Below are 12,653 nucleotides of genomic sequence, written 5' to 3' on the forward strand. Positions count from 1 at the left end.
GATCGACACTTTTGTGATATCACTCAACTTTTGAAGCTGTATGACAAGTTATCTTTCCTGCCGTTGCAATACATCAGTAATGGAAATACATCAGACGCTGGTATCACGAACAGCGCATTGCGGTACGGAAACCGGAATTGCCACAGTTTGTTTATTTTAAGGCAAGGTACGGGTCGTACCGGGTGATACCCCCGGATATGAACCCCTCTAATCGAACACTCGTTCTGGCAGCAATGCCGGACGTGCAACCGCATGACACACGGTTGATTATGAAGACGGGATGAAATTCCAATGGGAAAGATTAAAGGCTTACGCTGGTACATGATTGCCCTGGTAACTATGGGCACCATACTGGGTTATCTAACACGTAATACTATTGCAGCGGCCGCTCCAACATTGATGGAAGAGCTGCATATTTCGACTCAGCAATATTCCTACATTATAGCCGCCTACTCAGCTTGCTATACCATTATGCAGCCCGTTGCGGGCTACGTGCTTGATGTCCTGGGGACTAAAGTAGGCTACGCCTTCTTCGCGGTCGCATGGGCAATTTTCTGTGGTGCAACAGCACTAGCGGGAAGCTGGGGTGGCCTGGCAATTGCTCGTGGTGCCGTGGGTGCTGCAGAAGCCGCCATGATCCCTGCGGGCCTGAAAGCCAGTAGCGAATGGTTCCCGGCTAAAGAGCGTTCTATAGCAGTAGGTTACTTCAACGTCGGTTCTTCTATCGGCGGCATGATTGCTCCACCATTAGTCGTTTGGGCGATTGTCATGCACAGCTGGCAGATGGCATTCATCATCTCTGGTGTGCTGAGCTTTGCCTGGGCAATGGCCTGGTTGATTTTCTACAAACACCCACGCGATCAGAAACGACTTTCTGAAGAAGAACGTGAATACATCATTGGCGGCCAGGAAGCTCATCACCAGACCGGCAACAGCAAGAAAATGAGCGCCTGGAAAATCGTGCAGAACCGCCAGTTCTGGGGTATCGCACTGCCACGTTTCCTGGCAGAACCCGCGTGGGGGACTTTCAACGCCTGGATCCCATTGTTCATGTTCAAAGTGTATGGCTTTGACCTGAAACACATTGCGATGTTTGCCTGGATGCCAATGCTGTTTGCTGACCTGGGCTGTATCGTTGGCGGCTACCTTCCTCCTATTTTCCAGCGCGTATTCGGCGTGAACTTGATTGTTTCCCGTAAAATGGTTGTGACCATGGGCGCGATTCTGATGATTGCTCCAGGCACCATCGGCCTGTTCACCAGCCCATATGTGGCAATCGCCCTGCTGTGTGTTGGCGGCTTTGCTCACCAGTCACTGTCTGGCGCACTGATTACGCTCTCTTCTGACGTATTTGGTCGTAATGAAGTGGCAACCGCGAATGGCCTGACCGGTATGGCGGCATGGACTGCGAGCACCATGTTTGCTCTGGTGGTTGGTGCGTTGGCCGATACCCTTGGCTTCAGCCCACTGTTTGCAGCTCTGGCGGTGTTCGACATCCTCGGTGCTATCGTTATCTGGACCGTGCTGCAAAACAAACCCATCAGTGAGTTGAATGACCAGCAAAAACCGAAACAAGCGTTAGCATAATCGGTGTCTCAGTTTGCACTTAAAGCCGCCTTAATGGCGGCTTTTGTGTATCCAGAATATGGAGCCTATCTTTGAAAAGTGGTATAACAAATAAGGTTAACCGCAGGACCTTTCCCGGAGCTACAGATGGATATTATGGAACCACGTCGTCTTTATCAGCAACTGGCCGCTGAACTTAAACAACGCATCGAAAACGGTGTTTATTTGGTTGGGGAAAAACTCCCGGCGGAGCGCTTTATTGCTGAAGAGAAGAACGTGAGCCGCACTGTGGTTCGTGAAGCAATAATCATGCTGGAAGTGGAAGGATACGTCGAAGTACGCAAAGGCTCCGGCATCCATGTCATCGCCAATCAGGCGAAATACACCAATCTTCCTGATGAACAGTTTGAATTCGCTAGTTTTGGTCCCTTTGAGCTGCTGCAAGCTCGTCAGTTGATTGAGAGCAATATCGCTGAATTTGCGGCGACACAGGTCACTAAGCAAGATATCGTCAAGTTGATGGAAATTCAGGAAATGGCGCGTAATGAGCACAATTTCCAGGATTCAGAGTGGGATCTTCATTTCCACACTCAGGTGGCTCTGGCATCACAAAATACAGCCCTTGCAGCCATCGTGGAAAAAATGTGGAGCCAACGCATCCACAACCCATACTGGAAAAAACTTCACGAGCATATTGATAAGCGTACTGCTGACAACTGGTGCGACGATCACGACCAAATTCTTAAGGCACTGATTCGTAAAGACCCACATGCGGCTAAAGTGGCGATGTGGCAACACCTGGAAAACACTAAACAAATGCTGTTTGATGCAACCAGTGATGATTTCGAGTTCAATGCTGATCGCTATTTGTTTGCGGATAATCCGGTAATTCATCTCGATACCGCAGCAAACGGTCAAAAGTAGTTATTTTCCTCTCGCGAGGGTAAGCAAACCAACAATAGTGTCAGCGTTTGTAAATACCCTCGCCAGCCCCTCGACTAGCAATCAAAATCGTCCCTCAACAAAGCACAAATACTGTGACGCCTTGCACAGAGCTTTGTTACAATTAGATGCAATTTCACTGTAAGAATCAGCTTTGCTTTCACTACCTGTTCGCTTTCATAGGGAAATGTAATACGAACCGGCAAAGAGCAGTGAATGACAATCGGCAACAACACAACACACATAACAAAGCCGTGCTCTACCATCTGACTTTGATCAGCGGTCTTAATCGATGTGCCAGGAACACTGAATGGAACTTTTCACGCAATTGTTGAACGCTTTATGGAACCAGGATTTTGAAACGCTAGCCAATCCAGGAATGATTGGCATGCTTTACTTCGTGTTATTCATGATTTTATTCCTTGAAAATGGTCTGTTACCAGCAGCTTTCCTGCCCGGTGATAGCTTGTTAGTTTTGGTCGGTGTATTGATTGCCAAAGGGGCTATGGGTTTTCCTGAAACCTTGCTTTTATTAACCACCGCCGCAAGTCTCGGCTGTTGGCTCAGTTATATTCAAGGGCGCTGGCTTGGGAATACGCGCATCGTGCAGAATTGGCTTTCGCACCTTCCTGCACACTACCATCAACGCGCGCATAGCTTATTCCACAAACATGGTTTGTCTGCGTTGCTGATTGGCCGTTTTATCGCTTTTGTTCGCACCCTGCTGCCAACTATTGCCGGTTTATCCGGTCTGAATAATGCGCGCTTCCAGTTCTTCAACTGGATGAGCGGGTTATTGTGGGTTCTGATTTTGACCTCGCTGGGTTATCTGCTTGGCAAAACACCAGTATTCCTGAAATATGAAGATGCGTTGATGTCCTGCCTGATGCTGTTACCAGTGGTGTTACTGGTATGCGGCCTGATCGGTTCGTTGATTGTGCTTTGGCGTAAGAAATACGGTAACCGCAGTTAAGAGGGATGACGATGAAAACACACGTTTTTCGTGGCCTGCGGGCCACGATATTGATCGGTGTTGTTGCGGCAGCGTCCATATTGATATGGTCTGGAATGCAGCGCACCGAATCAACGCTGGAAATTCGCTCTAATCAACAAGGTATCAGCATGCCTGACGGCTTTTTTGTCTGGCATCATCTTGATGCTAACGGTATCCGTTTCAAAAGCATTACCCCTGAAAACAACTCCTTGTTGATCAAATTTGATTCAAGTGCGCAAAGCGAAGCCGCAAAAGTCGTGTTGTACAGGACACTGCCGCATGGTTATGTCATCGCTCAACAAGAAGAAGAAGACAGCGCCAGCAGTTGGCTGACACGCATGCTCAACGAAAATATCCGCATCGGTTAACCCTTTCCAGAAATCCTAAATTGTTACCACGGATTGGGTTTATACTCAGTTTCTGACTATGCTTGTTTACTTAAATCGCTACAAATCATCATTTTCGAATAATTTCTGGATTCTTTGTGTGTTTAACCTTACGGCTAAACGTACATCACAATGGAAGGTTTAACATGAACACTCGTACCGTATTGGCTATTGCCTTGTTATCTTTAACTTCTGCGGCACATGCCAACTCGCTGTGCAGTGAGAAAGAGCAGGATATTCAACGTGAAATTGGCTATGCGGAAAAACATCAGAACAAAAGTCGTGTCGATGGGCTTAATAAAGCGTTGAAAGAAGTCCGCGCCAATTGTACTGACAGCAGTTTACGCGCGGCCCATCAGAAGAAAATCAACGAGCAAAAAGCCGAAATTACCGAACGAAAAGCTGACCTCAAAGAAGCTCGCGAAAAAGGCGATGCGGAAAAAATTACCAAGCGGGAGCAGAAGCTGTCTGAAGCAGAACATGAGCTGAAAGCCCTGCAGGCCCGTGATTACTAAGACTCTTTAATAAACCCGTCATTCTTAGAAAATCTGGAGAGAACTATGTCAAAAGATACTACATCAGAACACTTGCGCGCAGAGCTGAAATCCCTGGCTGATACCCTTGAAGAAGTGCTGAGTGCATCGACGGACAAGTCAAAATCCGAACTTGAAAGACTGCGTGGCAAAGCCGAAAAAGCGCTGAAAGAAAGCCGTGTCCGTCTGGGTGATACCGGCGACGTGATTGCCAAACAAACGCGAGAAGCGGCGGCAAAAGCTGACGATTATGTTCGTGAAAATCCATGGACCGGCGTGGGTATTGGGGCGGCGATTGGCGTCGTGCTCGGTGTCCTGCTGACTCGCCGTTAATTATGCCTGAATCCCATCACACTCAAGGGCCGGGCAAAAGCGTCCTCGGCATTGGTCAGCGCATCGTCACCATCATCGTTGGGATGGTGGAAACGCGCCTGCGTCTTGCCGTGGTTGAACTGGAAGAAGAGAAAGCCCATCTGGTTCAGTTGCTGTTAATGCTTGGGTTAACCATGCTATTTGCAGCATTCGGATTAATGAGCCTGGTGGTGCTGATTTTCTGGGCCGTCGAACCGCAGTATCGTCTGAATGCCATGATTGCGACGACCGCAGTCCTGCTGGGGCTTGCGGTGATCGGAGCTATCTGGACGCTGCGTAAATCTCGCCAGTCCACACTGCTGCGCCATACTCGTCGTGAACTCGAAAACGACCGTGCTTTGCTGGAAGATGACTAACCATGAGCAACCGTGAGCTTGATAAGCGCAAGGCCTTTTTACTCAGCCAGATTCAACAACAACGGCTGGATTTAAGTGCCAGCAGGCGCGATTGGCTGGAAGCGACAGGCGCCTATGATCGCGGCTGGAACACCTTACTGAGCTTGCGCAGTTATGCGTTAATCGCCAGCAGCGTGATGGCTATCTGGACTGTGCGCCACCCGAGCTTCCTGATGCGCTGGGCCAGACGCGGTTTCGGTGCCTGGAGCGCCTGGCGCCTGATTCGCAATACGGTGCAACAGCAATCGCAGTAATCCCTAACGCCGCTTAAAATAAGCGGCGTTTTTATTAGCAGGCTTACTCAAGTAATTTGAAAAACATCGACAGTATTCCTTGCTAACAATCCATTAATGCCCCGTCTATTATCCTCCACATCAACCGCAGTTAACGGTAACCACCGGAAATTGCAAAGACAAAAAATCCTGGGCTGATAGCACCCAATAGAATTTCTCTGGAGAGTAAAATGAAAAAATTAGATGATGCTGGTGTACTGTTAGCTCGTATCTTGATGCCAATTCTGTTCATCGTTGCAGGTTGGGGCAAAATTAACGGTTATGCCGGTACTCAACAATATATGGAAGCGATGGGCGTCCCAGGGTTCTTGCTGCCTTTGACCATTCTGCTTGAGTTTGGCGGCGGTCTGGCCATCCTGTTCGGCTTCTTCACACGTACCACGGCGATTATCACTGCGGTATTTACGCTTCTGACGGCATTCCTGTTCCACGCTGATTTCAGCCAGGGCCCGAACTCCATCATGTTTATGAAGAACTTCACCATTGCCGGTGGTTATCTGTTACTGGCTATCTTCGGGCCAGGCGCATACAGCATCGACCGCCTGCTGAAGAAAAACTGGTAAGGTTCTATACTGATTATCAATAAGAGCGAAGGTTAATCCCTTCGCTTTTTTGTTTTTAAAGCTCACCAGGAGAACAGCATGGGACAGTTAATTGATGGCGTCTGGCACGATGTCTGGTATGACACCAAATCTACCGGTGGCAGTTTCAAACGTTCAGAGTCAGTGTTTCGCAATTGGCTGACGGCTGATGGCGAACCCGGTGCGAACGGTAAAGGTGGCTTTGCCGCTGAAAAAGACCGTTACCATCTCTATGTTTCCCTCGCTTGTCCGTGGGCGCATCGCACCCTCATCATGCGAGCTTTGAAAGGCCTCGAATCTTTTATCTCGGTTTCAGTGGTTAACCCGCTGATGTTGCAAGATGGCTGGACGTTCGATGACGACTTCCCGAATGCGACCGGTGATGGCCTATACCAGCACGAATATCTCTATCAACTCTATCTGCAAGCTGACCCAAACTACACCGGCCGCGTTACCGTTCCGGTTTTATGGGATAAGAAAACCCAGACGATTGTCAGTAACGAATCTGCTGAAATCATTCGCATGCTGAATACCGCGTTTGATGCCAAAGGGGCTCGTGCCGGAGATTATTATCCGCCACAGTTACGCAGCCAGATTGATGAACTGAATAGCTGGATTTACGACACCATTAATAACGGCGTGTATAAAGCAGGTTTTGCCACTTCTCAGGAAGCTTATGATGAAGCGGTCAGCAAAGTGTTTGAATCACTGGCGCGCGTCGAGCAAATCCTTGGCCAGCACCGCTATTTAACCGGTGACCAACTGACTGAAGCCGATATTCGCCTGTGGACGACACTGGTACGTTTCGATCCTGTGTACGTCACCCACTTTAAATGCGACAAACACCGCATTAGTGATTACCTGAATATCTACGGATTCTTGCGGGATATCTACCAAATGCCGGGCATTGCCGAGACCGTCGATTTCGCGCATATCCGCAATCACTATTACCGCAGCCATAAAACGATTAACCCAACGGGCATTATTTCCATTGGCCCTGCGCAGGATTTAAATGAGCCACATGGTCGCGATGAACGGTTTAACCACGGTTGATTAAATTCACCCAAGCTATAATTTACGCAAAAATCATTCGCGACTATTCTTGAATTAGATCGTTAGAACTCAAGGTAGGCAAAAAATGGATTGGTATTTCAAAGTACTAAGAAATTACATTGGTTTCAGCGGACGGGCGCGACGTAAAGAATTCTGGATGTTCATTCTGGTGAACCTGGTACTGACCGTCGTGTTAACCATTCTGGATAAGATGTTAGGACTGCGAATTGCGAAGGAAGAAGGTCTGCTGGCTACCATTTATGGCCTGCTGATTTTCCTGCCTTACTGGGCTGTACAGTTCCGTCGTTTGCACGATACCGATCGTTCAGCCTGGTGGTTACTGCTGATATTTATTCCGATTGTCGGCTGGCTGATTATTCTGGCGTTCAACTGCCAGAATGGCACGCCGGGTGAGAATAAATACGGTTCAGATCCAAAAGCGATGGATGCCAGATTAGTCAGTGAATAATGCTTTGCCCCTCACCCTAGCCCTCTCCCTGAGGGAGAGGGAATTGTCCGGTTTTCCCCCTCTCCTGAGGGAGAGGGCATTGTCCGCTTTCCCCCCTCTCCTGAGTGAGAGGGCATTGTCCGCTTTCCCCCTCTCCTGAGGGAGAGGGAATTGTCCGGTTTCCCTCCTCTCCTGAGGGAGAGGGAATTGTCCGGTTTCCCTCCTCTCCTGAGGGAGAGGGAATTGTCCGGTTTCCCTCCTCTCCTGAGGGAGAGGGCATTGTCCGGTTTCCCTCCTCTCCTGAGGGAGAGGGCATTGTCCGGTTTTCCCCCTCTCCTGAGGGAGAGGGCCGGGGTGAGGGCGTAGCCACTACTTCAATAATTTTGGAATTTCACGCAAGCACCAGGCTTTCGCCTCGCCCATGCTATCGCGTCGCCACGCCATAATAATGTCAATTTCGTTGGTGTATTCAGGGCTCACCACGCGCAAACGCCCTTCGGCAATATCCTGTTCGACCAGCGGATAAGGCATCGTCGCCACACCCAAACCGGCCAACAACGCCTGCCGTTTATCTTCCATGCTACTCACCGTCAAACGCGGCTGTTTATCCAGTAATTGCACCGTGATCACCGGGCGTTCCCGCGCAGTATCAGCCACCGCAATACCGCGATACTTCACGCGTGTCACTTCTGAAAGTGGCTCTGGTTCATTGTGAATCGGGTGGTCGGGTGCGGCGACATAAACGCTCATCACCTTGTACAACTTGCGCGAGTTAATCTCCGATGAAGAACGGAAATGCATATCCGGCGCAATCACAATATCCGCTCGCCCCTGCTCTAAACGCTCCCATGAACCCGCCAAAACTTCCGTAATGATCGATAACTGGGTGTCTGCTTTACCTGCAAGTTTTTCGACTAACGGATACAACTTCGCCGTTGGCACCAGCGCTTCAGTCACGATGGTGAGATGCGTTTCCCAGCCACGAGCTAGTGCTTCAGCATCAGTCGTCAGTTTTTCAGCCGCTTCGAGCAAAACTCGCCCGCGCTCCAGCAACATGCGCCCGACATTGGTAAATTTTGTGCGATGGCCCGAACGGTCAAACAGCACCACATCCAGTTCTTCTTCAAGCTTCTGCATGGTGTAACTCAGCGCTGACGGCACACGCCCTAGCTCATCAGCAGCCGCGGCGAAACTCCCGCGCCGGTCAATTGCGTCCATGACCCGCAGTGCTTCCAGCGTCAATGCTCTCTCTTTAGCCATCTCGTTCTCATTCAGGAAATTTGAACATACCGAGCAGATTAACTAGCTAACAATGCGACGTCCAGAGTTTTACCATGGGCCTAGTGTAAAAAGAGGCCATGAAATTATGATTACGCCAAGAACTGCCAAACAATGCGGAAAAGCGGACTACGGATGGCTGCAGGCACGCTATACGTTTTCTTTCGGTCACTATTTTGACCCGAAATTGCTGGGCTATGCATCGTTGCGCGTACTCAATCAGGAAGTCCTGGCACCTGGCGCTTCATTCCAGCCGCGAACTTATCCGAAGGTCGATATCCTCAATTTGATTCTCGAAGGCGAAGCGGAATACCGCGACAGCGAAGGTAACCATGTTCAGGCGAAAGCAGGTGAAGCGTTGCTGCTTTCCACCCAACCTGGGCTGAGTTACAGCGAGCATAACCTCAGTAAAGAGAACTCGCTGACGCGTATGCAGTTGTGGCTGGATGCCTGCCCGGAGCGTGAAAACCCATTGGTGCAAAAAATCAGCCTGACAGACCAGCCGCAGCAATTGCTGGCGTCGCCGGATGGCAGCAAAGAGAGCCTACAATTGCGCCAGCAAGTGTGGGTCCATCAAATTGAACTGGAGAAAGGCCAGCAATTGAGTTTCCAGTTACATGGCCCGCGAGCTTATTTGCAGTCGATTCACGGTGCAGTTCATGCAGTTACATCTGCCGAGCAAAAAGAAGGGCTTACCTGCGGCGATGGCGCTTTTATCCGTGACGAAGCTAACATAACGTTGGTTGCAGATACTCCACTGCGTGCATTGCTGATAGATTTACCGGTCTGACCAGTGCCAAAGTCTGACCAACAGGAGTTATTTGTGAGTAAAAAACTGGCTACCCGGAAGAGTACAAAAAAAGCAGCGCCGTCACCTGTGGCAGCGGTTGCCATTATCACGGCAACCGCTGAACCCGAACTCAGCTACGACGAAATGTTGAACGAGCTGGAAGCCATTGTTATCGAAGCGGACGTCCGCCTGACCGAGATGGCTGAAGAAGAAGCTTAGGGATATCAGGCAACTTTGTTAGCCATAATCGTAATAATCTGACGGTCTGTGTGCTGCATTGCCTGGCTTGCCAGTGCACACAGATTGCTTATCGACTGCTCTACATCATGAGCAACGATACCTTCATTCCCCGTGACCGAAGTATTATCCAGCGCCATCAGTACCGCTTTCCATGCCGAAGCAGCACTGGTCGACACTTTCATCGCACAGCTATTTGATGCGCCATCGCAAATCATCCCACTAACATCACCAATCATATTGCTGATTGCCATCGAGATACTCTGATAACTTCCGTCAATTAACCAGGCTATCCCTGCCGCAGCACCCATCGCGGCCGTCGTTGCTGCGCACAATGCCGACAACGTAGGTAACTGATGGTGAATGTAGATAGCGGTCAGATGCGACAGTATCAACGCACGCGCCAGCCGCTCGCTATCGCAACCAAGGTGCTCGGCTACCACCACAACCGGCATCGTCGCCGTAATCCCCTGGTTACCAGAACCTGAGTTGCTCATTGCAGGCAGACAAGCCCCCCCCATGCGCGCATCAGATGCCGCCGAAGTACGGATCATTATGTCACTTAACAGATCCTTAGCCATTAAACCGCGATCGCGATGGCGGCTTAATGTCGAACCAATATGCAAACCATATTGCGCCCGCAATCCTTCGCGCGACAGTTCACCGTTGAGCAACGCGGCATCAAGAATAAAACCTATATCGTCAAACGGAACGCTCTGGGCAAACTCAACAATCTGCTCGAGGTTAAATCGCTCCAGATGGTACGCCTGCTCATTGTCAACGGGTTTAGCCTCCCCTTGCGCATCGAACAATACCGCTCCGTCCTTTTCGATACGGCTTACCCTGGTATGTTCGCCAGATATCACCACCGTCGCTGACTCTTCTGCGGTATAGACCGTAACGCGGGTATAGAGGATTTCCTCACAAAGTTCCTGAATTGTCACCGTCACTTTGCCACTTGCCAACAGCAACTTCCCGGCGGCAATCGCCTCTACTGGCGCACCTTTGAGAACTTCTAACCCCGCCAGCGGATCGCCCCCCAATGCGCCCACTGCAGCGGCAATAGGTAGACCCACCATTCCCGTTCCAGGAACGGTAACACCCATGCCATTTTTCATCAGATTAGGTGAAACCTTGGCCTCAATTCGAATCACTCTCCCGGCCAAATGCGAGGCAGCCAGTGCACTTGCCAGCGCCAGTGAAACGGGTTCCGTACACCCTACTGCTGGCTTCACATTTTGTTTTACCGCACGGATTAACTCTGCCCACGCAGGGTTCATTTCTGTATTTGTCATTTTTTTAACCTTAATACTGAGAACTACAATACAAACACCTGCGAATCAGGAGAACGCCAGGAATGGAGAAACACATAACAGCAACCCGGTAATAATGATAATCACCAGCGATGCACCTTTATATTTGTGCAGTGCCGGTACTTTATAAACCAGCCATGCAGGAATTAAACAACCAACCATGCCAAATATTGGGCTACAGATTGAGGTAAAACTTAATACTGGTGCGTTAAGGACGATCGCACTCCAGGCCAATAAAATGGCGAACAACATAATTCCGCGCTGCACCCATTTTTGGTTTATTTTTTCTTCTGGCATTCTGCGACGTAAAATATTAATAACGATACCTTGTGTTGCTTCACGGAAACCAAGATAAACACCAAAGAATGCCGTCATGACTGCAAAGATATTGAGCATTACGCTAACGACAGTGACCCACGCGCCCGAAGCGCCATCAATGAATTGGGCAGCGATAGCGAGAGCCGAAATATTTTGCTCATAGGCTTTTACAGCTTCGTCGTGCCCCATTGCCAACGTGAAAGAAACTGCATAAAAGAACACCGTCACGAAAAGAATACCGAAGGCAATATTCATGGCACGCAACGCTTTAAAACGAGCCACTTCCCGGGATTTTTCTGTTGAGCGATACGAAATCACCATCGGGCTTAATGTTTGAATAAACAGAATAGAGGTCAATGTAAATGGCAGGGTAATGATCGCATTCTTAATCAGCATCCCCATTGGCGGCAGCATCCCGGTGTTGTGCAAGTGCCACATGCCAATCATTGAGAAACCCAATGCCGCGACAACCAAAAGCTTTGCCAGCACCATGAAGCTTGAGATTTTAAATAAAAGCTGCTCGCCTCGTGAAGAAATGGCGACCAGAACACAAATTAGTCCCAACCCATAAAAAGGATTATCTGATAACAGCCCTTCGGTCACGCCAAAAGTATGTAAATAAGAGGCGCTATCATTAGTAATGGCAGTAGAATAAACGAACAACCAAATAACCAACATAACAAAATAGAGAGCGCCTAATAATATCCCCCAGTTTTTACCTAAATAACCACTAATCACACTAGGGTAATCTTTACATTCCGGTGATTCCGCTAAGGTATTAATAAAGAGACGCTGGAACAAATACATTGCCGGATATCCTACTATTGAGGAGAGCAGAAATACCCACAACCCCATTAATCCGACTTGTACTGGTAAAAAGACTATTCCGGCACCAATCGCCATCCCGATACTCATAATTACCCAGCCGACATCTTTACTATCGAATTTTGTCGCTGCCTGCCATTCACTTTCTGTCATTCCTGCTCGACCGGATGCTGGAATATTAACCGCAGTAATGCTTCCCGTTTCCATAAAGTGCTCGCTTATATTTGTAGGTTTTAATCGTGAATATTCAATACAGAGTGATGACCAGATACTCGAAAAACGAGATCGGTGTTCTGGACGTGTATTTAGAATGAGAAAAGGATAGCGCG

Annotated in this window: 16 protein-coding genes; 13 read left to right on the top strand and 3 right to left on the bottom strand. The window is 49.1% G+C overall.

What is annotated here, in order from left to right; translation table 11 throughout:
* Positions 1-291 precede the first annotated feature (291 nt).
* The 11 genes from MNO13_RS21425 to MNO13_RS21475 all read left to right on the top strand — a co-directional run bounded on the left by MNO13_RS21425 (position 292) and on the right by MNO13_RS21475 (position 7,584).
* Positions 292-1,587 carry an MFS transporter gene (locus tag MNO13_RS21425; protein ID WP_064540396.1) on the top strand — a complete coding sequence of 432 codons (1,296 nt, stop codon included), beginning with the start codon at positions 292-294 and terminating at the stop codon, positions 1,585-1,587.
* A gap of 126 nt (positions 1,588-1,713) precedes the next feature.
* Positions 1,714-2,490, top strand: coding sequence for a transcriptional regulator ExuR (gene exuR / locus MNO13_RS21430; protein ID WP_064540399.1), 777 nt, complete (start codon positions 1,714-1,716; stop codon positions 2,488-2,490).
* 328 nt (positions 2,491-2,818) lie between these two features.
* Entirely contained in the window at positions 2,819-3,481 is a 663-nt protein-coding gene (gene yqjA / locus MNO13_RS21435; protein WP_064540402.1) for a DedA family general envelope maintenance protein YqjA, read from the top strand.
* A gap of 11 nt (positions 3,482-3,492) precedes the next feature.
* Positions 3,493-3,870: an EnvZ/OmpR regulon moderator MzrA gene (gene mzrA, locus MNO13_RS21440; RefSeq protein ID WP_064540405.1), complete on the top strand. Its 378-nt coding sequence runs from the start codon at positions 3,493-3,495 to the stop codon at positions 3,868-3,870.
* Positions 3,871-4,034: 164 nt separating this feature from the next.
* Positions 4,035-4,403 carry a DUF1090 domain-containing protein gene (locus tag MNO13_RS21445; protein ID WP_241939290.1) on the top strand — a complete coding sequence of 123 codons (369 nt, stop codon included), beginning with the start codon at positions 4,035-4,037 and terminating at the stop codon, positions 4,401-4,403.
* A gap of 45 nt (positions 4,404-4,448) precedes the next feature.
* Positions 4,449-4,754, top strand: coding sequence for an ElaB/YgaM/YqjD family protein (locus MNO13_RS21450; RefSeq protein ID WP_064540411.1), 306 nt, complete (start codon positions 4,449-4,451; stop codon positions 4,752-4,754).
* 2 nt (positions 4,755-4,756) lie between these two features.
* The gene (locus MNO13_RS21455; RefSeq protein ID WP_064540414.1) at positions 4,757-5,149 is read left to right on the top strand and encodes a phage holin family protein; all 393 of its coding nucleotides are present in this window, start codon (positions 4,757-4,759) and stop codon (positions 5,147-5,149) included.
* Positions 5,150-5,151: 2 nt separating this feature from the next.
* Positions 5,152-5,442, top strand: a complete 291-nt coding sequence (locus tag MNO13_RS21460; RefSeq protein WP_064540417.1) for a YqjK-like family protein — start codon at positions 5,152-5,154, stop codon at positions 5,440-5,442.
* A gap of 209 nt (positions 5,443-5,651) precedes the next feature.
* Positions 5,652-6,044: a DoxX family protein gene (locus MNO13_RS21465; protein WP_064540420.1), complete on the top strand. Its 393-nt coding sequence runs from the start codon at positions 5,652-5,654 to the stop codon at positions 6,042-6,044.
* Positions 6,045-6,122: 78 nt separating this feature from the next.
* Complete coding sequence (locus MNO13_RS21470; protein ID WP_064540423.1) at positions 6,123-7,115, top strand: glutathione S-transferase family protein; 993 nt, start codon at positions 6,123-6,125, stop codon at positions 7,113-7,115.
* Between the two features lie 85 nt (positions 7,116-7,200).
* Entirely contained in the window at positions 7,201-7,584 is a 384-nt protein-coding gene (locus MNO13_RS21475; protein ID WP_064540426.1) for a DUF805 domain-containing protein, read from the top strand.
* Positions 7,585-7,932: 348 nt separating this feature from the next.
* On the opposite strand, the gene MNO13_RS21480 is transcribed toward MNO13_RS21475, so the two are convergent.
* Positions 7,933-8,823: a LysR family transcriptional regulator gene (locus MNO13_RS21480; RefSeq protein ID WP_064540429.1), complete on the bottom strand. Its 891-nt coding sequence runs from the start codon at positions 8,821-8,823 to the stop codon at positions 7,933-7,935.
* Positions 8,824-8,929: 106 nt separating this feature from the next.
* Here MNO13_RS21480 and MNO13_RS21485 point away from each other — a divergent pair, with 106 nt between their 5' ends.
* A complete protein-coding gene (locus tag MNO13_RS21485; RefSeq protein ID WP_064540644.1) occupies positions 8,930-9,631 on the top strand; it encodes a pirin family protein in 702 nt (233 codons plus the stop codon).
* A 33-nt stretch (positions 9,632-9,664) separates the two neighbouring features.
* Entirely contained in the window at positions 9,665-9,850 is a 186-nt protein-coding gene (locus MNO13_RS21490) for a hypothetical protein (protein ID WP_064540432.1), read from the top strand.
* Between the two features lie 5 nt (positions 9,851-9,855).
* Here the strand turns inward: MNO13_RS21490 and MNO13_RS21495 are convergent, their stop codons facing one another.
* Both MNO13_RS21495 and MNO13_RS21500 read right to left on the bottom strand, forming a co-directional pair.
* On the bottom strand, positions 9,856-11,163 hold the full coding sequence (locus MNO13_RS21495; protein ID WP_133522825.1) for an L-cysteine desulfidase family protein: 1,308 nt from the start codon (positions 11,161-11,163) through the stop codon (positions 9,856-9,858).
* Positions 11,164-11,208: 45 nt separating this feature from the next.
* Positions 11,209-12,531 (bottom strand): SLC5/6 family protein, encoded by a 1,323-nt coding sequence (locus MNO13_RS21500; RefSeq protein WP_121814420.1) that lies wholly within the window; start codon positions 12,529-12,531, stop codon positions 11,209-11,211.
* Between the last annotated feature and the right edge of the window lie 122 nt (positions 12,532-12,653).

Origin of the sequence: Buttiauxella ferragutiae, assembly GCF_022637515.1 — a bacterium.
Taxonomy (GTDB): Bacteria; Pseudomonadota; Gammaproteobacteria; order Enterobacterales; family Enterobacteriaceae; genus Buttiauxella; species Buttiauxella ferragutiae.

Bases quoted from the DNA above. Each gene is read 5' to 3' on its own strand.
- MNO13_RS21465 (WP_064540420.1), top strand. From the start codon at position 5,652: ATGAAAAAATTAGATGATGCTGGTGTACTGTTAGCTCGTATCTTGATG.
- MNO13_RS21460 (WP_064540417.1), top strand. From the start codon at position 5,152: ATGAGCAACCGTGAGCTTGATAAGCGCAAGGCCTTTTTACTCAGCCAG.
- mzrA (WP_064540405.1), top strand. From the start codon at position 3,493: ATGAAAACACACGTTTTTCGTGGCCTGCGGGCCACGATATTGATCGGT.
- MNO13_RS21495 (WP_133522825.1), bottom strand. From the start codon at position 11,163: ATGACAAATACAGAAATGAACCCTGCGTGGGCAGAGTTAATCCGTGCG.
- MNO13_RS21425 (WP_064540396.1), top strand. From the start codon at position 292: ATGGGAAAGATTAAAGGCTTACGCTGGTACATGATTGCCCTGGTAACT.
- MNO13_RS21445 (WP_241939290.1), top strand. From the start codon at position 4,035: ATGAACACTCGTACCGTATTGGCTATTGCCTTGTTATCTTTAACTTCT.
- yqjA (WP_064540402.1), top strand. From the start codon at position 2,819: ATGGAACTTTTCACGCAATTGTTGAACGCTTTATGGAACCAGGATTTT.
- MNO13_RS21480 (WP_064540429.1), bottom strand. From the start codon at position 8,823: ATGGCTAAAGAGAGAGCATTGACGCTGGAAGCACTGCGGGTCATGGAC.
- MNO13_RS21485 (WP_064540644.1), top strand. From the start codon at position 8,930: ATGATTACGCCAAGAACTGCCAAACAATGCGGAAAAGCGGACTACGGA.
- MNO13_RS21475 (WP_064540426.1), top strand. From the start codon at position 7,201: ATGGATTGGTATTTCAAAGTACTAAGAAATTACATTGGTTTCAGCGGA.
- MNO13_RS21450 (WP_064540411.1), top strand. From the start codon at position 4,449: ATGTCAAAAGATACTACATCAGAACACTTGCGCGCAGAGCTGAAATCC.
- MNO13_RS21455 (WP_064540414.1), top strand. From the start codon at position 4,757: ATGCCTGAATCCCATCACACTCAAGGGCCGGGCAAAAGCGTCCTCGGC.
- MNO13_RS21500 (WP_121814420.1), bottom strand. From the start codon at position 12,531: ATGGAAACGGGAAGCATTACTGCGGTTAATATTCCAGCATCCGGTCGA.
- MNO13_RS21470 (WP_064540423.1), top strand. From the start codon at position 6,123: ATGGGACAGTTAATTGATGGCGTCTGGCACGATGTCTGGTATGACACC.
- exuR (WP_064540399.1), top strand. From the start codon at position 1,714: ATGGATATTATGGAACCACGTCGTCTTTATCAGCAACTGGCCGCTGAA.